General features: G+C 64.2%; 19 protein-coding genes and 1 pseudogene. 12 read left to right on the top strand and 8 right to left on the bottom strand.

Going from position 1 to position 19972, the window contains the following annotated elements:
- Positions 1-5 precede the first annotated feature (5 nt).
- On the bottom strand, positions 6-401 hold the full coding sequence (msrB, locus tag IRZ56_RS11045; protein WP_196144971.1) for a peptide-methionine (R)-S-oxide reductase MsrB: 396 nt from the start codon (positions 399-401) through the stop codon (positions 6-8).
- A gap of 161 nt (positions 402-562) precedes the next feature.
- On the opposite strand from msrB, the gene IRZ56_RS11040 reads away from it, so the two are divergent.
- Together IRZ56_RS11040 and htpX are read left to right on the top strand one after the other, a co-directional pair.
- The gene (locus tag IRZ56_RS11040; RefSeq protein ID WP_084854990.1) at positions 563-1774 is read left to right on the top strand and encodes a pyridoxal phosphate-dependent aminotransferase; all 1212 of its coding nucleotides are present in this window, start codon (positions 563-565) and stop codon (positions 1772-1774) included.
- 285 nt (positions 1775-2059) lie between these two features.
- Positions 2060-2947 carry a protease HtpX gene (gene htpX, locus IRZ56_RS11035; RefSeq protein ID WP_196144970.1) on the top strand — a complete coding sequence of 296 codons (888 nt, stop codon included), beginning with the start codon at positions 2060-2062 and terminating at the stop codon, positions 2945-2947.
- 107 nt (positions 2948-3054) lie between these two features.
- On the opposite strand, the gene IRZ56_RS11030 is transcribed toward htpX, so the two are convergent.
- Complete coding sequence (locus IRZ56_RS11030; protein ID WP_196144969.1) at positions 3055-3705, bottom strand: thiopurine S-methyltransferase; 651 nt, start codon at positions 3703-3705, stop codon at positions 3055-3057.
- Between the two features lie 101 nt (positions 3706-3806).
- On the opposite strand from IRZ56_RS11030, the gene IRZ56_RS11025 reads away from it, so the two are divergent.
- Complete coding sequence (locus IRZ56_RS11025; RefSeq protein ID WP_196144968.1) at positions 3807-4574, top strand: DODA-type extradiol aromatic ring-opening family dioxygenase; 768 nt, start codon at positions 3807-3809, stop codon at positions 4572-4574.
- Between the two features lie 135 nt (positions 4575-4709).
- On the opposite strand, the pseudogene IRZ56_RS11020 reads toward IRZ56_RS11025, so the two are convergent.
- Both IRZ56_RS11020 and IRZ56_RS11015 read right to left on the bottom strand, forming a co-directional pair.
- Positions 4710-6420: pseudogene (locus IRZ56_RS11020) on the bottom strand (DEAD/DEAH box helicase).
- 378 nt (positions 6421-6798) lie between these two features.
- Positions 6799-7554, bottom strand: coding sequence for a spermidine synthase (locus IRZ56_RS11015; protein WP_196144966.1), 756 nt, complete (start codon positions 7552-7554; stop codon positions 6799-6801).
- A 113-nt stretch (positions 7555-7667) separates the two neighbouring features.
- Here IRZ56_RS11015 and IRZ56_RS11010 point away from each other — a divergent pair, with 113 nt between their 5' ends.
- Positions 7668-9014: a class II 3-deoxy-7-phosphoheptulonate synthase gene (locus IRZ56_RS11010; protein WP_196144965.1), complete on the top strand. Its 1347-nt coding sequence runs from the start codon at positions 7668-7670 to the stop codon at positions 9012-9014.
- Between the two features lie 193 nt (positions 9015-9207).
- Here IRZ56_RS11010 and IRZ56_RS11005 read toward each other — a convergent pair whose 3' ends face one another.
- The gene (locus IRZ56_RS11005; RefSeq protein ID WP_196144964.1) at positions 9208-9429 is read right to left on the bottom strand and encodes a DUF1127 domain-containing protein; all 222 of its coding nucleotides are present in this window, start codon (positions 9427-9429) and stop codon (positions 9208-9210) included.
- A gap of 96 nt (positions 9430-9525) precedes the next feature.
- On the opposite strand from IRZ56_RS11005, the gene IRZ56_RS11000 reads away from it, so the two are divergent.
- Positions 9526-10377, top strand: coding sequence for a LysR substrate-binding domain-containing protein (locus tag IRZ56_RS11000; RefSeq protein WP_196144963.1), 852 nt, complete (start codon positions 9526-9528; stop codon positions 10375-10377).
- Between the two features lie 162 nt (positions 10378-10539).
- Here IRZ56_RS11000 and IRZ56_RS10995 read toward each other — a convergent pair whose 3' ends face one another.
- Positions 10540-11289: a sulfite exporter TauE/SafE family protein gene (locus IRZ56_RS10995; protein WP_196145026.1), complete on the bottom strand. Its 750-nt coding sequence runs from the start codon at positions 11287-11289 to the stop codon at positions 10540-10542.
- A 136-nt stretch (positions 11290-11425) separates the two neighbouring features.
- On the opposite strand from IRZ56_RS10995, the gene IRZ56_RS10990 reads away from it, so the two are divergent.
- From IRZ56_RS10990 to IRZ56_RS10980, 3 genes are all read left to right on the top strand, one after another.
- A complete protein-coding gene (locus IRZ56_RS10990; protein WP_196144962.1) occupies positions 11426-12379 on the top strand; it encodes a LysR family transcriptional regulator in 954 nt (317 codons plus the stop codon).
- A 58-nt stretch (positions 12380-12437) separates the two neighbouring features.
- Entirely contained in the window at positions 12438-12893 is a 456-nt protein-coding gene (locus IRZ56_RS10985; protein ID WP_196144961.1) for a MarR family winged helix-turn-helix transcriptional regulator, read from the top strand.
- 129 nt (positions 12894-13022) lie between these two features.
- A complete protein-coding gene (locus tag IRZ56_RS10980; RefSeq protein ID WP_084854979.1) occupies positions 13023-13451 on the top strand; it encodes an organic hydroperoxide resistance protein in 429 nt (142 codons plus the stop codon).
- A gap of 178 nt (positions 13452-13629) precedes the next feature.
- On the opposite strand, the gene efp is transcribed toward IRZ56_RS10980, so the two are convergent.
- On the bottom strand, positions 13630-14199 hold the full coding sequence (gene efp, locus IRZ56_RS10975) for an elongation factor P (RefSeq protein WP_170028870.1): 570 nt from the start codon (positions 14197-14199) through the stop codon (positions 13630-13632).
- A 48-nt stretch (positions 14200-14247) separates the two neighbouring features.
- Entirely contained in the window at positions 14248-15381 is a 1134-nt protein-coding gene (gene earP, locus IRZ56_RS10970) for an elongation factor P maturation arginine rhamnosyltransferase EarP (protein WP_196144960.1), read from the bottom strand.
- Positions 15382-15513: 132 nt separating this feature from the next.
- Here earP and IRZ56_RS10965 point away from each other — a divergent pair, with 132 nt between their 5' ends.
- The 4 genes from IRZ56_RS10965 to IRZ56_RS10950 all read left to right on the top strand — a co-directional run bounded on the left by IRZ56_RS10965 (position 15514) and on the right by IRZ56_RS10950 (position 19959).
- Positions 15514-15894: a hypothetical protein gene (locus tag IRZ56_RS10965; RefSeq protein WP_196144959.1), complete on the top strand. Its 381-nt coding sequence runs from the start codon at positions 15514-15516 to the stop codon at positions 15892-15894.
- A 2-nt stretch (positions 15895-15896) separates the two neighbouring features.
- On the top strand, positions 15897-16379 hold the full coding sequence (locus IRZ56_RS10960) for a GreA/GreB family elongation factor (RefSeq protein WP_196144958.1): 483 nt from the start codon (positions 15897-15899) through the stop codon (positions 16377-16379).
- An 863-nt stretch (positions 16380-17242) separates the two neighbouring features.
- On the top strand, positions 17243-18484 hold the full coding sequence (locus IRZ56_RS10955; RefSeq protein WP_196145025.1) for a glutamine synthetase family protein: 1242 nt from the start codon (positions 17243-17245) through the stop codon (positions 18482-18484).
- A gap of 131 nt (positions 18485-18615) precedes the next feature.
- Positions 18616-19959, top strand: a complete 1344-nt coding sequence (locus IRZ56_RS10950; protein ID WP_196144957.1) for an MFS transporter — start codon at positions 18616-18618, stop codon at positions 19957-19959.
- The last annotated feature ends 13 nt before the right edge of the window (positions 19960-19972 follow it).

Raw genomic sequence — 19972 nt, 5'->3', positions numbered from 1 at the left:
TCCGGTCAGTCACGCGGCTTGAGGTCCAGGCACACCGAGTTGATGCAGTAGCGCAGGCCGGTCGGTGGCGGGCCGTCGGGGAATACGTGGCCCAGGTGGGCATCGCAGCGGGCACAGGTGACTTCGGTACGGATCATGCCATGGGAGGTGTCGCGCACTTCGATCATGGCGCTTTGCTCGATCGGCTCGTAGAAGCTCGGCCAGCCGCAACCGGAGTCGAACTTGGCCTTGGCATCGAACAGCGGCAGGTCACAGCAGATGCAATGGTAGATACCGTCGCGCCGCTCGCTGTTGTACTTGCCGCTGAACGGGCGCTCGGTGCCCTTCAGGCGGCACACCTGGTACTGGGCGGGGTCGAGCATCTGGCGCCACTGTTCCAGGGTCTTGTCGATCTTTTGCATGGGTAACCTCGGCAGGCTGAATTTCACTCGCGCCGTCTTTCTTTATGGCGGGGGTGACACGTATATTAGTGGGCTTCTCTGCCAGCCAGTCTGGCATGCGCTCCGCCCTTTTCAAACCTTTTGACGGCGGTGCGCCGCGACTTCTCAATCGGGATCACATCATGCAGTTCAGCAAATCGAACAAGCTCGCCAATGTCTGCTACGACATTCGCGGCCCAGTGCTCAAGCACGCCAAACGCCTGGAAGAGGAAGGCCATCGCATCCTCAAGCTGAACATCGGCAACCCGGCCCCGTTTGGCTTCGAAGCGCCGGACGAGATCCTTCAGGATGTGATCCGCAACCTGCCCACCGCCCAGGGCTACAGCGACTCCAAGGGCCTGTTCAGCGCGCGCAAGGCGGTGATGCAGTACTGCCAGCAGAAGCAGATCGAAGGCGTCGGCATCGAGGACATCTACCTGGGCAACGGTGTGTCCGAGCTGATCGTGATGTCCATGCAGGCGTTGCTCAACAACGGTGACGAGGTGCTGATCCCGGCGCCGGACTACCCCCTGTGGACCGCCGCGGTGAGCCTGGCAGGCGGCAAGCCGGTGCACTACCTGTGCGACGAGCAGGCCGATTGGTTCCCCGACCTCGAGGACATCAAGGCCAAGATCACCCCCAACACCAAGGCCCTGGTGATCATCAACCCGAACAACCCGACAGGCGCGGTGTATTCCAAGGAGCTGCTGCTGGGCATGCTGGAGCTTGCGCGCCAGCACAACCTGGTGGTGTTCTCCGACGAGATCTACGACAAGATCCTCTACGATGAAGCCGTGCACATCAGCACCGCCTCGCTGGCCCCGGATCTGCTGTGCCTGACCTTCAACGGCCTGTCCAAGTCGTACCGGGTGGCGGGCTTCCGCTCCGGCTGGCTGATCATCTCCGGGCCCAAGCATCACGCCCAGAGCTATATCGAAGGCATCGACATGCTGGCCAACATGCGCCTGTGCGCCAACGTGCCGGCCCAGCACGCGATCCAGACCGCCCTGGGCGGCTACCAGAGCATCAATGACCTGGTACTGCCGCCAGGCCGGCTGCTGGAGCAGCGCAACCGCACTTACGAGCTGCTCAATGCCATCCCAGGCGTGAGCTGCGTCAAGCCCATGGGCGCGTTGTATGCCTTCCCGAAGATCGACCCGAAGGTCTGCCCGATCCATAACGACGAGAAGTTCGTGCTCGACCTGCTGTTGTCCGAGAAGCTGCTGATCGTCCAGGGCACGGCGTTCAACTGGCCATGGCCGGACCACTTCCGCGTGGTGACCCTGCCGCGGGTGGACGACCTGGAGCAGGCAATCGGGCGTATTGGCAATTTCCTGCGCACCTACCAGCAGTAACAGCGCAGCGCCCAATCGCCGGCAAGCCGGCTCCCACCAGGCCTGCGCTGCGCTCGAAAGCAGTGCCGTACCTGTGGGAGCCGGCTTGCCGGCGATTGGGCTTTCAGCGGGCTGTTAAGAAACCTCTTACATCCTGCAACGCTCTGCCCCACAGCTCCCGCTCCAACCTCTGCCATACTCCGCCGTACACAGTTTGAAATAGTCCCCCGGTTGAATCAGCAGGACCTGCCCCTTATATAGCCCGCAGTACGCAACATTTTCGTCCGTCAGGAGAACGTAACAACCATGATGCGCATTCTGTTGTTTGTAGCCACCAACCTCGCGGTGGTGCTGGTTGCAAGCATTACCCTGAGCCTGTTCGGCTTCAACGGGTTCATGGCGGCCAATGGGGTTGACCTCAACCTCAGCCAGCTGCTGGTCTTCTGCGCCGTTTTCGGTTTTGCAGGTTCCCTGGTTTCGCTGTTCATCTCCAAGTGGATGGCGAAGATGACCACCGGCACCCAGATCATTACCCAGCCGCGCACCCGCCACGAGCAGTGGCTGCTGCAAACGGTCGAGGAGCTGTCTCGCGAGGCCGGCATCAAGATGCCCGAGGTGGGTATCTTCCCGGCCTACGAGGCCAACGCCTTCGCCACCGGCTGGAACCGCAACGACGCCCTGGTGGCCGTCTCCCAGGGCCTGCTGGAGCGCTTCTCGCCCGACGAGGTGCGTGCGGTGTTGGCCCACGAGATCGGCCACGTCGCCAACGGTGACATGGTGACCCTGGCGCTGGTGCAAGGCGTGGTGAACACCTTCGTGATGTTCTTCGCTCGCATCATCGGCAACTTCGTCGACAAGGTGATCTTCAAGAACGAAGAAGGCCAGGGCATCGCCTACTACGTGGCGACCATTGTCGCCGAGCTGATCCTGGGCATCCTGGCCAGCATGATCGTCATGTGGTTCTCGCGCCGCCGCGAATACCGCGCCGACGAAGCCGGCGCCCAGCTGGCCGGCACCGGCGCGATGATCGGCGCCCTGCAGCGTCTGCGCGTGGAACAAGGCATGCCGGTGCATATGCCCGACACTCTCAAGGCGTTCGGCATCAACGGCGGCCTCAAGCACGGCCTGGCCGGCCTGCTGATGAGCCACCCGCCGCTGGAAGAGCGCATCGAGGCCCTGCGCCGCCGCGGTTGATCAACGGGTAAACAACAAAAGGGCGACTTCGGTCGCCCTTTTGTATTCAGGTGAGGCGCCGCTCTGGAGCGGGCTTGCCCCGCGATTGGAGGGCACAGCCCTCCCCTTCACCGCTCCAACCGATATACCCGCTCCACCAGGCTCGGCACCCCTGCCTGCTCGAACTTCGGGCTTTCCTTGATGATCTCCCGCGCCTCGAGCCGCTCCACTCGCCACCCGACGAACCCGGCCCGCACCTCGTCGTCCGCCACCGAGAACGGCGGCCCGTCGAGCAAGGCCTGGTCATAATCGAGCGTCACCAACACGCCTTTGCAGGCACTCGGCAGCAGCGTCGACAGCAATGCCATGTAGCGCTCGCGCATGGCTGGTGGCAGTGCGATCAAGGCGGCGCGGTCATAGACCCCGACACACGCCTCCAAATCTTCCGCTCGCAGGGCGAAGATGTCCCCGCACCACAGTTCTACATCCCCACTGCGCCACACTTCGAAAGCGCCTTGCTGCTCCACCTCCGGTACCAGGCCATGCTCCTGGAAGAAGCTTTCCACCGCCCGTCGCGACAGCTCCACGCCCAGCACCCGATGCCCCTGCCCGGCCAGCCAGGCCATGTCCAGGCTCTTGCCGCACAACGGCACCAGCACGCGACTGCCTGGGGCCAGGCCCAACTTCGGCCAGTGGGCCTGCAGGTCGGGGTTCACCTGCGCTTGGTGAAAGCCGATCTGGTTGTCCGCCCACCGCTTGTGCCAGAACGTTGGCTCCATGCTTCCTCCCGATTTTTCGATGAAATGCCTTGAAAACTTATATTGGATATCGATCGATGAGTGATCGAAGATGAAGCCATCTTAACCGCCAGGACTTCATCATGCTGCCTAGCCTGTTCATTTCCCACGGCTCCCCGATGCTTGCCCTGCAACCCGGCGCCAGCGGCCCGGCCCTGAAAAGCCTGGCCGATGCCCTGGCGCGACCGAAGGCGGTCGTGGTGGTGTCGGCACACTGGGAGAGCCGCGAGCTGCTGGTGACGGGCAACGCCCAGCCCGAAACCTGGCACGACTTCCATGGCTTTCCTGCTGCGCTGTATGCGGTGCAGTATCCCGCACCGGGCGAACCGGCTCTGGCCGAACAGGTCGTCGAGCGCCTGGCGGCGACCGGCTTGCCGGCACGCCTGGACGCCCGCCGCCCATTCGACCACGGCGCCTGGGTGCCGTTGTCATTGATGTACCCAGGCGCCCGCATCCCGGTTATCCAGGTATCGCTGCCCAGCCCGCTCGGCCCGGCGTTGCAGGTGAAGGTTGGCGAGGCGCTTTCGGCATTGCGCGCCGAGGGCATCCTGCTGGTGGGCTCGGGCAGCATCACCCACAACCTGGGCGAACTGGACTGGCACGCAGGGCCTGATATGGTCGAGCCCTGGGCGCTGGCATTCCGCGATTGGGTGGTGGACAGGCTGGCCGCGGATGACCGCGACGCGCTGCTCGACTATCGGCGGCAGGCACCGTTTGCCGAGCGCAACCATCCCAGTGACGAGCATCTATTGCCGTTGTTCTTCGCCTTGGGGGCTGGCGGGACGTTCTCGGTGGTGCACCAGGGGTTTACCCTGGGGGCGTTGGGGATGGATATCTATCGGTTCGACTGAAGAGCCCAATCGCCGGCAAGCCGGCCCAACAGCACTGCGTCGAGCCTGTGGGAGCCGGCTTGCCGGCGATTGGGCCATTCCAACCGGGCAAAAAAATCCCCAGCCGAGGCCGGGGATTTTTTCATTGCGCCAGGATCAATCCTCGCGGTAGCGGCGCAGCTTCAGCTGCTTGCCCGCCACACGGGTGTCCTTGAGCTTGGACAGCAAACGCTCCAGGCCTTCTTCCGGCAGCTCGACCAGGCTGAAGCTGTCGCGTACCTGGATGCGGCCGATGGCATCGCGTGCCAGGCCACCCTCATTGAGGATCGCGCCCAGCAGGTTCTTGGCGGCGATACCGTCACGGGCACCGAGGGCGGTACGGCAGCGCACGCGGCCTTCCGGCAGCGGCATCGGCGCGCGACGCTCGCGGTCACCACGCTCGCTACGCTCACCGCGCTCACTGCGTTCGCCACGCTCACGCGGGGTGTAGGTCGGCACCAGCGGCTGTTCGCGCTCGACCGCGGCCAGGTCAAGGGCCTGGCCGTTGGTGGCCTTGCGCAGCAGGGCCGAGGCCAGGGCACGTGGGCTGCAGCCCAGGTCAGCGGTCAGGCGGTCGAACAGTTCGCCATGGCTGGCCTCCGATTCGGCCACCAGCGGCGCCAGGCTCGCGGTCAGCTTCTTGATGCGCGCGTCGAGCACGGCCTGCGGGTTCGGCAGGCGGGCTTCGGCGACCTTCTGCCCGGTGACACGCTCGATGACCTGCAGCATGCGGCGTTCACGCGGGGTGACCAGCAGCAGCGCACGGCCATCGCGACCGGCACGGCCGGTACGGCCGATACGGTGCACGTAGGACTCCGGATCGTACGGCATGTCGACGTTGAACACGTGGGTGATACGTGGCACGTCCAGGCCTCGGGCCGCGACGTCGGTGGCGACGACGATGTCCAGGCGGCCATCCTTGAGCGAGTCGATGACGCGCTCACGCTGGTTCTGGGCGATGTCGCCGTTCAGTGCGGCAGCCTTGTAGCCCTTGGCTTCCAGGGCGGCGGCCAGGTCCAGGGTGGCTTGCTTGGTACGCACGAAAGCGATCAGCGCGTCGAACTCTTCCACTTCCAGCAGACGCAGCACGGCCGGGATCTTCTGGTCGGCGTGGACCATCAGGTGAGCCTGCTCGATCGCGGTGACGGTCTGGGTCTTGCTCTGGATCTTGACGTGCTTGGGCTCACGCAGGTGACGCTCGGCGATCGAGCGGATCGACGACGGCAGGGTGGCGGAGAACAGCACGGTCTGGCGCGACTCGGGGATGGCCTTGAAGATGACTTCCAGGTCGTCCATGAAGCCGAGCTTGAGCATTTCGTCCGCTTCGTCGAGTACCAGGTACTGGACGGTGGACAGGACTTTCTCGTCGCGGCGCAGGTGGTCGCACAGGCGGCCAGGGGTAGCGACGACGATCTGGGCGCCGTTACGGATGGCACGCAGTTGTGGGCCCATCGGGGCACCACCGTACACGGCCACTACATTCACGCCCGGCATCTGCTTGGCGTAGGTTTCGAAAGCGGTGGCTACTTGCAGCGCCAACTCACGGGTCGGCGCCAGGATCAGGGCTTGCGGTTCGCGCTTGCTCACATCGATGCGATTGAGGATCGGCAGGGCGAAGGCAGCGGTCTTGCCGGTGCCAGTCTGCGCCTGGCCGATCATGTCGTGACCGGCGAGGATGATCGGGATCGATTGTTGCTGAATGGCCGATGGCTCTTCATAGCCGGTCGCCAGTACTGCGGCAACGATATTCGGATTGAGATCGAGAGCGGCGAATCCGCCGGTTTCCTGGGTCATGGGTCTGCCTCTAGGTGCATCCGCAAAGACCCATGCTCCAAAGCTGCACATGCCTTGAAAGACCAAACGGTCACCCAGGCAGCTTTGGCGGCGGGGATTTGCGAAAACGATTGAAAAAGGAACGTCTTGGGAAGGTCCGCCTAGCGGACACGCAGCCGAAGCTGGACTCGGAGGATTTGCACCACCTGATTTTGAGGTCCGCTAAAAGACCGGCGCGTACTATACCCGAATCCTGGCCGAACCGTGAGATTTTTTTCAACGGTGAAGGCCAGCACGCGGCCATCAGCCTGTGGGCGCTGAATCGTTTTCGCGTTCTCCTCATCGCGGGACAAGCCCGCTCCCACAGGGCCGGTGCATGCTGCCCCCTGGAGCGGGCTTGCCCCGCGATGGGCCATAAAGCGGCCCCGTTTGCTCAGCTGGCCGATCGAACCGCCCTGATCAGATACTCCAGCGAATACCCAAGCCGCGGCGCCAGCGCCTCGGCCCGCGCCCGCAGCCCGTCCAGGTCCAGTTCCTGCTCCAAATCAGCCGGCACCAGCAAGATCACATTCCCCTCCTTCACCGGCAGCTCCCAGTAGTGCCGGTGGTACAACCCGCGCAACAACGCCGCGCCCAACGGCCGGCCGTCGTCCCCTGCCCATTGGTTGATCACCAGCCACCCGCCTGGGTTGAGCTGCTTCTGGCAGTTCTCCAGGAACCCCCAGGCCAAATGGCCGACGCCGGGCCCATGATCGGTATAGAGGTCGACGAACAACAGGTCGGCCTTCTCGGCGCTGGGCAGCAGCTCCAGGGCATCGCCCACCCGCACGTACAACCGCGGGTCGTCGTCCAGCCCCATATATTGCATCGCCAGGCGCGGCACGTCCGGGCGCAGCTCGATGGCCTCGACGTCTTCCAGGGGCAGGAACTTCAGGCAGGCCTGGGTCAGGGTACCGGCGCCCAGGCCCAGGAACAGCGCGCTTTCCGGTTGCGCGTGGCACAGCGCCCCGACCAGCATGGCGCGGGTGTAGTCGTACTCCAGCCAGCTGGGGTCGGCCGTGAAGGTGCAGCTTTGCTCGATGGCGTCGCCGAACTCGAGGAAGCGGTAGTCGTCCACCTCATAGACGCTGATGACCCCGAATGCATCCTCGACCCGGGCCAACAGCCGCTCTTCCCGCTCCGTCCCCATTACCGCCACCTGCCCGCGCAAAACGGCCATTGTCCGCCAATGCCCCCGGTGCAACAAGCACGCCGCCAGCTGATACCATGGCAGGCAGCCTATAACCGACTACCGAGCCCGTGATGAACCGACCCTGGAGCCCCGAGAGCTGGCGCACCCTGCCGATCCAGCAGCAACCGACCTACCCCGACGCCGCGCACCTGCTCAAGGTCGAGCAGACCCTGGCCAGCTACCCACCACTGGTGTTCGCAGGCGAAGCCCGGGAGTTGCGCCGGCAGTTCGCCGAGGTCACCGAGGGCCGGGCCTTCCTGCTGCAGGGGGGCGACTGCGCCGAGAGTTTCGCCGAGTTCTCGGCGGCGAAGATCCGCGACACCTTCAAGGTGCTGCTGCAGATGGCCATCGTCATGACCTTCGCCGCCGGTTGCCCGGTGGTCAAGGTCGGGCGCATGGCCGGGCAGTTCGCCAAGCCGCGCTCCTCGGGTGACGAAACCATCGGCCAGGTGACCTTGCCGGCCTACCGCGGCGATATCGTCAACGGCATCGGTTTCGACGAGCAGAGCCGTGTGCCGGACCCGGAGCGCCTGCTGCAGGCCTACCACCAGGCCACCGCCAGCCTCAACCTGCTGCGCGCCTTCGCCCAGGGCGGCTTTGCCGACCTGCACCAGGTGCACAAGTGGAACCTGGATTTCATCGCCAACTCGGCCTTGTCGGAGAAGTACCACCAGCTGGCCGGGCGCATCGATGAAACCCTGGCGTTCATGCGCGCCTGCGGCCTGGACGGCGCACCGCAACTGCGCGAGACGAGCTTCTTCACCGCCCACGAAGCGCTGCTGCTCAACTACGAGGAAGCCTTCGTGCGGCGCGACAGCCTGACCGGCGACTACTACGACTGCTCGGCGCACATGCTGTGGATCGGCGATCGCACTCGCCAGCTGGACGGCGCCCATGTGGAGTTCCTGCGCGGGGTGCACAACCCGATCGGTGTGAAGGTGGGGCCGAGCATGAACCCCGAGGAACTGATCCGCTTGATCGACACCCTCAACCCGGACAACGATCCAGGGCGGCTCAACCTGATCGTGCGCATGGGCGCCGGCAAGGTGGCCGAGCACCTGCCGGGGTTGATCCGCACCGTCGAGCGCGAAGGGCGCAAGGTGCTGTGGAGCTCCGACCCAATGCACGGCAATACCATCAAGGCCAGCAGCGGCTACAAGACCCGGGATTTCGCGCAGATCCTCGACGAGGTGCGCCAGTTCTTCCAGGTGCACCAGGCCGAAGGCAGCCATGCCGGGGGGATTCACATCGAGATGACCGGGCAGAATGTCACCGAATGCATCGGCGGTGCGCGGCCGATCACCGAAGATGGATTGTCGGACCGGTACCATACCCATTGCGACCCGAGGCTCAATGCCGACCAGTCATTGGAATTGGCGTTCCTGATTGCCGAGACATTGAAGCAAGTACGCAAGTAAGGCGCTGCTGCCAATCGCGGGACAAGCCCGCTCCCACCAGGCCTGCGCTGTTTTCAGAGACACCGCTGTACCTGTGGGAGCTGGCTTGCCAGCGATAGGTCCGGGGCAAGCAACTCAAGACAGTTGGCTCCCACAGAATCCGCGACAAGGCCGTCCCTGTGGGAGCGGGCTTGTCCCGCGATGGCATCGGCACTCATTTGCGCAGCGGATCATCCCAGAAATGCCGCTCGGCCTCCTGCTCGATATCCGCCCTGCTCAACCCCAGGTCGTGCAAGGTCGCATCGCTCAGGCTGCGCAACGCGCGGCGCTGGCGGTACAGCTCGTACCAGCGAAGTAGCCGCGCCAGCAACGCCTTTCCCATATAGGTGAATGACGAGGAAGGTTTGACGTACAGGGTAGTGATCTGACCTTTCATCTTGAAGCCCTCCGTGAAGATGGCTTCAGTCTCGCGCCGGGCTTAAGATCAATCCAACGAATGTTTCTGATGCAATGCATCTCGGAGATTGATGCAATGTCCCAGTACCAGAACCTCGATTCAGACGTACTTCGCACCTTCGTGGCCATCGCCGAACAAGGCGGTTTCACCCGCGCCGGCGAGGTGGTCAACCGCACCCAGTCGGCGGTGAGCATGCAGATGAAACGGCTCGAAGAAGACATTCTCCAACGTCAGCTGTTCGAACGCGACGGCCGCCAGGTGCGCCTGACCGCCGAGGGCCAGGTACTGCTCGGCTATGCCCGACGCATCCTCAAACTGCAGGGCGAGGTGTTCAACACCCTGCGCATGCCGCATATGGTCGGAGTGGTGCGCATCGGCACGCCCGACGACTACGCCATGCGCTTTTTGCCGACCATTCTTTCGAGCTTCGCCCAGGCCTACCCGCTCATCCAGGTAGAAGTGCATTGCGAGTCGTCCAAACACCTGATGCTGCGCCAAGACCTGGACCTGACCATCGTCACCCGCGAGCCGGGCAACGAGGTCGGCCAGCTGCTGCGCCAGGAGCGCCTGGTATGGGCCGCGGCGCAAGGTTTCTGCCCGCAGGAGCAACGGCCCATGCCTTTGGCGCTGTTCAACACCGACTGTTTCTGCCGCGCCTGGACCTGCAACGCCCTAGAGGCCCAGGGCATCGACTATCGCATCGCCTACACCAGCCCCAGCCTGGCGGCGATCTTCGCCATCGTCAGCGCCGGCCTGGCCGTCACGGCCCAGCTGCAGAGCCTGATCGGCGGCAATCTGCGGATGCTCGGCGAGCACGAGGGCCTGCCGCAGCTGCCGCTGGCCAATGTGATGCTGTTGCGCAATACGCAGCAGCAGTCGCCGATCACCGACTGCATGGCGGACTACATCGTCGAAGGGTTCAAGTGATGCCTGTCGCCGGCAGAGGCGCGGGCCCTATGGGAGCGGAGCAAACTGTCTTGGTTGCCTGCTCCGGCCCTATCGCCGGCAAGCCGGCTCCCACAGGTACGACGCTGCCTCTTAAAACAGCGCAGGACAGGTGGGAGCCGGCTTGCCGGCGATGCGTCTTGGCTAGATCTCCAAGCCCAGCATCACGGCGCAGGCCACCAGAAAGATGCAGAATAGCGTGCGCAGCACGTTCTCCGGCAAGGCGTGGGCCAGCTTCACGCCCCAACTGATGCTGAGCAGGCCACCGATGGCCAGCGGGATACCTACGTGCCAGTCGACACTTCCGTGCACACCGTAGGTGACCAGCGTCACCAGGGTGCTGGGGGCAGCCAGGGCCAATGGCAGCCCCTGGGCAACGACCTGGGTGGTACCGAATACGCTGGTCAGGATGGGGGTCGCCACCACGGCCCCGCCGACACCGAACAACCCGCCCATGGCACCGGCGAAACTTCCCAATACCCCCAGCCAAGGCCATGGGTATCGCAGTTCGGCGCTCGGCGGCGGCACGCGCAGGAACATCCGCGCCACGTTCCACAGCGCCAGAGCCACCAGGAAGCCAACGAAGCCTAGGCGCATGGACTGTGCATCGATGCCCACCGCCCAGATCGAGCCGAGCCAGGCGAACAGGAAGCTGCACACCGCCAGCGGCAAGGCATGGCGCAACTCGATGCGGTTACGCTGGTGGTAGCGCCACAGCGCCAGCAGCACGTTGGGCACCACCATCACCAATGCCGTGCCTTGCGCCAGTTGCTGATCAAGGCCGAACAACACCCCCAACGCCGGGATCGCGATCAACCCACCGCCGATACCGAACAATCCACCCATGGTGCCCAGGGCCGCGCCTAACACCCCATACATCACCCACTCGATCATCCGCGCCTCATCCCGCCGGTTTGACAATACGGGCATGCTAGCGGCTCGCTGCTGGCGGGGAAACGCACAGCAGCGCACAATGGCTTTGCTTGTTTCGCACAAGCAAACCCTCTCCGCGCTGGAACAGTGATGTGCCATGAGCCCTGATACCCTGACCGAACAATTGAGCCTGTTTCTCGATGTGCTGGAAACCGGCAGCTTCTCCGCCGCGGCGCGCCGCCACCCGCTGACGCCCTCGGCGGTAGCCCGGCGTATCGATAACCTGGAGCAGGCCGTCGGCAGCCGCTTGTTCGCCCGCACCACCCACGCAGTTCGAGCCACGCCAGCCGGTAAAGCTTTCGCCGAGCGGGCCCGGCGCATCATCGAGGAACTGCGCCTGGCGCGGGCCGAGGCGGTGTCGTTAAGCAGCGCGCCGGAAGGGTTGATCCGCATAGATGCCCCTGCCGCCTTTGGCCGCCGCCACCTGGCTCCGGCCATCGCCGACTTCCTGGCGGCCTACCCTGGGCTGGATGTGCAACTGCGTCTGATCGATAGCTTCGTCGACCTGCACGGCAGCCACCTGGGCGAGGTCGACTTGGTGCTGCGCGCCGGTCCCCTGGCCGACACCCGCCTGGTGGCCACGCCCCTGGCCTACATGGTGCGCATCGCCTGCGCCAGCCCCGCCTACCTGGCCAGCCGCGGCGTGCCGGCCTGCCCGAGCGAGCTGCCGGAGCACCATGGCCTGGACTGGGACGGCCTGGCGCCGCCCTTCGCCTGGCGCTTCACGGTCGATGGCCAGAGCCGCCTGTACCGCCCGGCACGCATGCGCATGGCCGCCAACAATGCCGAGACGCTGCTGTTCGGCGCCCTGGCCGGCCTGGGCATCGCCCATCTGCCTACCTGGCTGGTCAGCGACTACCTGCTGCGCGGCGAACTGCTGCCGCTGTTCTGCGAAAACGGCCTGCCGCCACCGGAAAGCAGTGGCATCTATGCATTACGCCTGGAACATGAAACGAACTCTCGCAGTCGCTTGCTGCTCGAATTCCTCAAGAGCCGTTTCAGTCCGGTACCCCCCTGGGACCTGGCCCTGCGCAGCGGACTGCGCAGGTAGTGAGCGCGCCAACCATCAGCGTGCTAGATTTTCACCCTGACTTCATTCAAGGACCTGCATGAACGCCGACATCAATGCCCCTTGCAACGAGCTGCTGCTGGACAACCAGGTCTGCTTCGCCCTGCATTCCACCTCGTTGCTGATGACCAAGGTCTACAAACCCCTGTTGCAGGCCCTGGGCCTGACCTACCCGCAATACCTGGCCATGCTCGTGCTCTGGGAACAGGACGGCCTGACCGTGGGCGAGATCAGCCAGCGCCTGCTCACCGACCCGGGCTCGCTGACCCCCCTGCTCAAGCGCCTGGAAAGCGAAGGGCTGCTCAAGCGCACCCGCAGCCGCGAGGATGAGCGGGTGGTACTGGTGGAGTTGACCGACAAGGGGCGCGCCCTGCAGGACGAGGCCAGGCGCGTGCCGCCGTGCATCCTGCAAGCCAGTGGGCGCAGCATCGAACGCCTGCAGCAACTGCAGGCGGACTTGTTGGAGCTGCGCGCCAGCCTGCAAAAAAACCTCTGACGGCTATGCTGTGGAACGCCGTACCGATGAACGGAATGAAATTTATCTTGCGCACTAAATAATTGAGCGCTAATTTAACTCCCATACCCATCCAGCGCCACGGCGCACAGCACACAAGCGAGGCTCAAGATGCAAAAGGTCACTCCCCTGTACATCGCCGAAGCAACCTCCACGGGCGGTCGCGATGGTAAATCGCGCTCCAGCGACGGCAAGCTCGAGGTCAAGCTGAGCACGCCCAAGGAGCTGGGCGGCGCTGGCGGCGACGGTACCAACCCCGAGCAGATGTTCGCAGCCGGTTATTCGGCCTGCTTCATCGGCGCCTTGAAGTTCGTGGCGGGCCAGGCGAAGCAGCAACTGCCTGCCGACAGCTCGATCACCGCCAAGGTGGGCATCGGGCAGATCCCGGGCGGGTTCGGCCTGGATATCGACCTGCACATCAACCTGCCGGGGCTGGCCCAGGCCGAGGCCGAGGCGCTGGTGGAGAAAGCGCACCACGTCTGCCCGTACTCCAATGCCACGCGCAACAATGTGGATGTGCGGTTGCACGTGACTGTTTGATCGTAGGGGACGCTTTGCGTCCCAATCGCCGGCAAGCCGGCTCCCACAGAAAAACGCATAACTATTTGATTTTGCAGGCCCTTTGTGGGAGCCGGCTTGCCGGCGATTGGCAACAGCAAATATCGCACCTGAAAAAAAACCCGGCCAAGGCCGGGTTTTTTTGCGATCGCAAGAAGAATTACTTCTTGGAACGGCCCTTGAAGCTGCCGTCGCGAGTGTCGATGTCGATCCACTCGTCGATCTCGATGAAGTCGGCAACCTGAACTTCGGTGCCGTTGGCCAGCTTGGCCGGCTTCATGACCTTGCCCGAGGTGTCGCCGCGAGCAGCGTTCTCGGTGTAGGTGACCTGGCGGCTGATGGTGGTCGGCAGCTCGACCGATACGACTTTCTCTTCGTACATGGTCAGGGCGCAGACGTCCTGCATGCCTTCTTCGATGTACGGCAGAACGGCGTCGATGTCTTCGGCGTTCAGTTCGTACATGGTGTAGTCGGTGGTGTCCATGAAGGTGTAGGCATCACCGCTGATGAAGGACAGGGTGACTTCCTTGCGATCGAGGATCACGTCGTCCAGCTTGTCGTCGGCGAAGTAGACGGTTTCGGTCTTGTAGCCGGTCAGCAGGTTCTTCAGCTTGGTCTTCATGATCGCACTGTTGCGACCGGACTTGGTGAATTCGGCTTTCTGTACCAGCCACGGGTCGTTGTCGATCCGCAGTACGGTACCGGGTTTCAGTTCTTTACCAGTTTTCATTACGAAGTATCCGAATCTGGATGGATTTATAAAAATCGAGGCCGCGTATCATAGCCAATTTCGGTAAAACTGTACCAGCGTCGTGGCAAGGTCCGGCCGAGCGGCCTGTGCGGCGCTCCATTGGCGGGCATGTGCCTGCAGTTGCGGCCAGTGCTCGAGCACCCCGCGCCAGGCCGCGCCCATGTCGCGGTCCATGTTCCAGGCACGCCAAAGCTCGACCAGCGCATCTCCCGCTTTTTCTGACAGCCCTTGGCGATAAAGCTTGAGGAACGCTTCGAGTTTTTCCCAATGGGCGTTCTCGTCCTGCACATAGATATGCCACAACAGCGGCTTGCCGGCCCATTGGGCACGCACGAAGGAGTCCTCACCGCGCACGGCATTGAAGTCGCAGGCCCAGAGCAGGCGATCATAATCGTCCTGGCTGACGAATGGCAGGATCTGCACGGTCAGCGCACCTTTGCGCCGCACCGCGCCCACACTCAGGCCGGGCTCACCCAGCCATTGGCGTACATCGGCCAGGATGCGCCCGTCGGGCACCAGCAGGTGGCTGGGTTGGCTGTCTTCGACCAAGGCATCGAGCCAGGTGCCCAGCTGCGCGTTTTCGTAGGCAAACAACGAGAGCAGCCGCGCGCCCTCCTCCACCTGCACGCCCAGGCCGCCGAGGAACGCTGTGCGCGCGGTCGGGTCCGCCTCGAAGGCCGCGCGCCGGGCCAGCAGCGTGCCCTCGCGCAGCAGGCCACCGGTCTTGTCGGTGAAGCCTGGGAAGAAAAACAGGGTGCGCAGCCCATTGGCCTGGGGCGAGGCCAGGCCATGGCAGCCCTCTACCCAATCCTCGGCGCTCAGGTACTCGAGGTTCAGCCACAGCGCAGGCCTGGCCCGTAGGCGCAGGGCCTCGATGTAATCGGCCGGCAGCCGGCAACCGAAGGCACCGATCACCACGTCGCCCGGCGCTACCGGTTGCCATTGGCTCGGCCAGTGCCGCACGTCGACGCCGGCTTGCCACTGCTGCGCGGCGCCGGCATCGGCCTCGGGGCACAGGCGCACGAAGGCTTCGAGGTCGTCCACCCACAGGCGTACCGCCAGCCCCTGCTCGGCCACCAGTTGCCGGGCCAGGCGCCAGGTCACGCCGATGTCGCCGTAGTTGTCGACGACCGTGCAGAAGATGTCCCAGGTGGATTTCATGCCCACTCCCTTGCCCCGCGCAAAAACCGCGGATTTTGCGGATAAATGCTTCAAGGCGAAAGCATCGACGCCAAAAAACCCCTGCCACCGTGCGACAATGCCCGGCATGAACCGCCCAGCCAGGAGGCCGCCATGCCACGTCGCCGCGAACTGAAGGTTACCCTCAAGCCCGTCCAGTTGATTCTATGCGTGGCGCTCGGCCTGTGGCTCGGCGCCGTGGCCATCGCCCTGAGCCTGTGGCTGGCATGGCACTGGTGGCCGGGACAGGTGCAGCCGGTGGTCCAGGCCATGGCACCGACCGCCAGCCAACCGGCAGCGCCGGCCGACGCGCAGGCCGAAATGTTCGAGCGCTACAAGGTGATCCTGCAACAGCAGGAGACTCGCCAGGCCGTCGAAGCGGCCCAGGGCAGCCCGCGCAACCTGAACAACCCCAAATGCCAGTTCTGGCTGCAGCAGAACCGCACTGCACCAACTGACAAGAGCCAGGCCAACGTACTGGAATTCTGCTATTGACCATGGACAAGACCACCCTGCTCTCGCGCATCGTCGAGACCCTCGAACATGATGTCGAGGTGCTGCGCCGTGCGGCACAGGCCGCCTACGAGGCCGCCACCGCCGAGGAGAATATCGCCGAGAACAAGTATGACACCCTGAGCCTCGAGGCCTCGTACCTGGCCACCGGGCAGGCCCGGCGCACGGCCGAGATCCGCCAGGCGCTGCTGGCGTACCAGCAGTTGCTGTTGCGCGACTATGACCCGGTACGAGGTATCCAGGTCAGCAACCTGGTGACCCTGGAAGATGAACAGGGGCGCCAGCGCTTGCTGTTCCTTGGGCCTGAGGCGGCAGGCTTGAAGATAGGCGAAGGCGCGCAGCAGGTCACCGTCATCACGGCGCGCTCGCCGTTGGGGCAACAGTTGCTGGGCAAGAAAGTCGATGACGAGGTGAGCCTGGTGGTGGCTGGCGCCGAACAGGTATCGGTGGTGATCAGCGTCGTCTGAACCGGCCCAATCGCGGGGCAAGCCCACTCTCATAGAACATCGCATAACTATTTGAGTTTGCAGGTCCTTTGTGTGTGGGCTTGTCCCGCGATTAGGCCGGACCCGATATCACCGTCGCCTGGCAAGGGCTTCGCCCTTGATCGCGGGGCAAGTCGGACCGCCGCACCGGGTGTGGTTGGCGAAGTACCGGTGGGATATTCTATGGTTGTGGGCAAGCCGGCTCCCACTGGTGCAGCGCCAACCACACCCTGTGGGAGCCGGCTTGCCGGCGATGAAGACAACCCTTTACCCAAAGCCAGATCGCATCCCGGTGTGGGTAATCACCATGCACTCAACCAGCCCTGCTCGCTCAGGATTCATGATGCTGTTGCCCGTTCTGGCCAATCGCCGGCAAGCCGGCTCCCACCGGTACTTCGCCAACCACACCCTGTGGGAGCGGGCTTGTCCCGCGATCAAGGGCGAAGCCCTTGCTTGGCGGCGGTGATAGCGGGCCCGGCCCAATCGCGGGGCAAGCCCGCTCCCACAGGCCCTGTGTACGCTTGTTGCGGGAGGTCACCCAGCCCTTTGGGCTGCGCTGTCGAGCACAGAACAAACGGCCAGTGCTGACCCTCTGTGGGAGCCGGCTTGCCGGCGATTGGGTTGATACAGCGTTCGCCTCGAGTGTTAATAAATTTCTACATCGAAACCTTGAGGTGCTTGATATTTTCAACACTCAGCGCCTATGTTGTGCCCGACGAGCACACAACAACAAGGACAGCGTCATGAAGACCGAAGCCCCGCGCTCATTCGCCGAGCGCTTGACCGGCATCGACGAGATCGAATGTGTCACCCCCGACCTCAACGGCGTGCCCCGCGGCAAGGTGATGACCGCCGAAGGCTTTCTTGAAGGGCGCCGCCTGCAGATGGCGCGGGGCGTATTGCTGCAATGCATCATGGGCGGCTACCCGCCGGCGCGCTTCTATGGCAGTGACGACGGCGATCTGGCCTTGGTGGCCGACCCCGCCCAGGTTCACCGCCTGCCTTGGAGCGACGAGCCCCGGGCCTTGGCCATCTGCGATGCGGTCGAACTCGACGGCGTGCCGTCCGGGCTTTCCACCCGCGGCCAGCTCAAGGCCGTAATTGCCCGCTATGCTGCCCTCGGCCTTGCGCCGGTGGTGGCCACGGAACTCGAATTCTTCGTCTTCGCGCCCAATGCCGACCCAGGTCAGGCGTTTCTGCCGCCGGTGGGCAAGGACGGGCGCCGCGAACTCGGCCACTCGGCTTTCAGCGTCAGTTCCAACAATGGCTTGCGTCCCTTCTTCAACGAGGTCTACCAGTGCATGGCCGCCCTTGGCCTGCCCCGTGACACCTTCATGCACGAGATGGGCGTCAGCCAGTTCGAGATCAACCTTTTGCATGGCGACCCGCTGCTACTGGCCGACCAGACCTTCCTGTTCAAGCACCTGCTCAAGGAAGTGGCGCTCCGGCACGGCCTGACGGTGGTGTGCATGGCCAAGCCGTTGGCGCGGACCCCGGGTAGCTCCATGCACATCCACCAGAGCCTGGTGGAGATCGGCACTGGTCGCAACGTGTTCAGCGACGAAGCGGGACAGCCGACGGCGACCTTCCACCAGTTCATCGGCGGCCTGCAAGCGTGCATGGCCGACTTCACCGCGTTGTTCGCGCCCAACGTCAATTCCTACCAGCGCCTGTGCCACCCGTACGCCTCGCCCAACAATGCCTGCTGGTCCGAAGACAACCGTGCCGCCGGCCTGCGCATCCCGGCCAGTTCCCCCGTGGCACGGCGGGTGGAGAACCGCTTGCCAGGTGCCGATGCCAACCCGTACCTGGCCATCGCCGCGAGCCTAGCTGCCGGCCTGCACGGCATCGAGCAGGGCCTGCTGCCGACGCCTGCGATCCAGGGGGAATTCGACGTGCCGGAGCACCTGAGCCTGCCGTGTACGCTGCACGGCGCGTTGCAGCGGCTCAAGCGCAGCGCATTGGCGCGGGAACTGTTCGGCGACGAGTTCATCGAAGGCTACATTGCCACCAAGACCCTGGAGCTGACCGATTTCCTCGACGAAATCACGCCTTGGGAGCGTCGGGTGCTGGCAGCACAGGCCTGATCGCGACACGACCGGCACTGGACGCGCCCCTGCTGCGCTATTTCGCCGTCAGGGGCCTGCGCCGCGGCAAATTTGCTTTTATGCTTGCCTGCAAGCCAACGCCATCTGACCCAAGGAGTTCGACGGGACGTATGCGCAACATCTGGAAGCCGTTTCAGTCGCTGTATTTCGCTGCCTTGATGATGCTGATCGGCTCGGGCCTGCTCAGTACCTACCTGGCCCTGCGCCTAGCCGCCGACCATGTGGACAGCCTCTGGGTCGGTGCCTTGATGGCCGCCAACTACTTCGGCCTGGCGGTGGGCGGCAAGATCGGCCACCGGCTGATCGGCCGAGTCGGGCACATACGGGCCTATGCCACGTGCGCCGGCATCGTCTGCGCAGCCGTGCTCGGGCATGGCATGACCAGTTGGTTGCCGGTCTGGGTAGGGCTGCGGATGATCGTCGGCCTGGGGATGATGTGCCAGTACATGGTCATCGAGAGCTGGCTCAACGAGCAGGCCGATGTGAAGCACCGCGGAGCGGTATTCAGCGGCTATATGATCGCCTCCTATCTGGGCCTGGTGCTCGGCCAGCTGATCCTGGTGGTGCACCCTGAGCTTGGCCCCGAGCTGCTGATGCTGGTCGCCATGTGCTTCGCCCTGTGCCTGGTGCCGGTGGCGATGACCCGGCGCATCCACCCGGCGCCGCTGCGGCCGGCACCGATGGAGCCCAAGTTCTTCATCAAACGTGTCCCGCAGTCGTTGTCCACGGTGCTGGGTTCTGGCCTGATCGTCGGCTCGTTCTACGGGCTGGCGCCGCTGTACGCGGCCAACCAGGGGCTGACCACCGAGCAGGTCGGCCTGTTCATGGGTAGCTGCATTTTCGCTGGCTTGGTGGTGCAATGGCCGCTGGGCTGGTTGTCCGACCGCTATGATCGCGCAGTGCTGATTCGCAGTGCAGCCATCGGCCTGGCCCTGGCTTCGCTGCCGCTGGCGATATTGCCCAGTGTGCCGCTCGAGTTGTTGTTCGCCATCGGCTTTCTGATTTCGCTTTTGCAGTTCTGCCTGTATCCGCTGGCGGTGGCCTTTTCCAATGACCACGTGGAAAGCGAGCGGCGGGTGTCGCTGACCGCCATGCTGCTGGTGACCTATGGCGTGGGCGCCTGTATCGGGCCGTTGGCGGCGGGGGTGCTGATGAAAGCCCTGGGGCCGCAGATGCTGTATGCGTTTTTCCTGTTCTTCGCCTTGGTGCTGGTATGGCGTATCCGACCGAAGGCGGTCACCGGGTTGCACCAGGTGCAGGACGCGCCTCTGGGCCACGTGGCCATGCCGGCGGCCGGTTCGCCATTGTCGGCGGCGCTCGACCCGCGGGTGGATGAGGCGACCGTGCAGGAGGTGATGCAGGCGCCGGTGGCGGCGGAGGATACCGAGGCCGAGGAGCAGAAGACCAAGGCCGAGGAGGCTGAGCCGCAGGCTGAGGTCGACAAGTCGATCTAGGTGGCAGAGCCGC

Source organism: Pseudomonas guariconensis, from assembly GCF_015680235.1.
In the GTDB taxonomy this organism is placed as follows: domain Bacteria; phylum Pseudomonadota; class Gammaproteobacteria; order Pseudomonadales; family Pseudomonadaceae; genus Aquipseudomonas; species Aquipseudomonas guariconensis_A.
Note: the sequence above shows the minus strand (reverse complement) of the source record. Positions and strands in the feature narration are given on the sequence as shown.

What these genes read in the sequence shown, in the direction of transcription:
- htpX (WP_196144970.1), top strand. Translation starts at nt 2,060, where the DNA reads ATGATGCGCATTCTGTTGTTTGTAGCCACCAACCTCGCGGTGGTGCTG.
- IRZ56_RS11000 (WP_196144963.1), top strand. Translation starts at nt 9,526, where the DNA reads ATGTCCCAGTACCAGAACCTCGATTCAGACGTACTTCGCACCTTCGTG.
- IRZ56_RS10985 (WP_196144961.1), top strand. Translation starts at nt 12,438, where the DNA reads ATGAACGCCGACATCAATGCCCCTTGCAACGAGCTGCTGCTGGACAAC.
- IRZ56_RS10950 (WP_196144957.1), top strand. Translation starts at nt 18,616, where the DNA reads ATGCGCAACATCTGGAAGCCGTTTCAGTCGCTGTATTTCGCTGCCTTG.
- IRZ56_RS11025 (WP_196144968.1), top strand. Translation starts at nt 3,807, where the DNA reads ATGCTGCCTAGCCTGTTCATTTCCCACGGCTCCCCGATGCTTGCCCTG.
- efp (WP_170028870.1), bottom strand. Translation starts at nt 14,199, where the DNA reads ATGAAAACTGGTAAAGAACTGAAACCCGGTACCGTACTGCGGATCGAC.
- earP (WP_196144960.1), bottom strand. Translation starts at nt 15,381, where the DNA reads ATGAAATCCACCTGGGACATCTTCTGCACGGTCGTCGACAACTACGGC.
- IRZ56_RS10980 (WP_084854979.1), top strand. Translation starts at nt 13,023, where the DNA reads ATGCAAAAGGTCACTCCCCTGTACATCGCCGAAGCAACCTCCACGGGC.
- IRZ56_RS10960 (WP_196144958.1), top strand. Translation starts at nt 15,897, where the DNA reads ATGGACAAGACCACCCTGCTCTCGCGCATCGTCGAGACCCTCGAACAT.
- IRZ56_RS10995 (WP_196145026.1), bottom strand. Translation starts at nt 11,289, where the DNA reads ATGATCGAGTGGGTGATGTATGGGGTGTTAGGCGCGGCCCTGGGCACC.
- IRZ56_RS10955 (WP_196145025.1), top strand. Translation starts at nt 17,243, where the DNA reads ATGACCGCCGAAGGCTTTCTTGAAGGGCGCCGCCTGCAGATGGCGCGG.
- IRZ56_RS11015 (WP_196144966.1), bottom strand. Translation starts at nt 7,554, where the DNA reads ATGGGGACGGAGCGGGAAGAGCGGCTGTTGGCCCGGGTCGAGGATGCA.
- IRZ56_RS11010 (WP_196144965.1), top strand. Translation starts at nt 7,668, where the DNA reads ATGAACCGACCCTGGAGCCCCGAGAGCTGGCGCACCCTGCCGATCCAG.
- IRZ56_RS11040 (WP_084854990.1), top strand. Translation starts at nt 563, where the DNA reads ATGCAGTTCAGCAAATCGAACAAGCTCGCCAATGTCTGCTACGACATT.
- IRZ56_RS11030 (WP_196144969.1), bottom strand. Translation starts at nt 3,705, where the DNA reads ATGGAGCCAACGTTCTGGCACAAGCGGTGGGCGGACAACCAGATCGGC.
- msrB (WP_196144971.1), bottom strand. Translation starts at nt 401, where the DNA reads ATGCAAAAGATCGACAAGACCCTGGAACAGTGGCGCCAGATGCTCGAC.
- IRZ56_RS10965 (WP_196144959.1), top strand. Translation starts at nt 15,514, where the DNA reads ATGCCACGTCGCCGCGAACTGAAGGTTACCCTCAAGCCCGTCCAGTTG.
- IRZ56_RS10990 (WP_196144962.1), top strand. Translation starts at nt 11,426, where the DNA reads ATGAGCCCTGATACCCTGACCGAACAATTGAGCCTGTTTCTCGATGTG.
- IRZ56_RS11005 (WP_196144964.1), bottom strand. Translation starts at nt 9,429, where the DNA reads ATGAAAGGTCAGATCACTACCCTGTACGTCAAACCTTCCTCGTCATTC.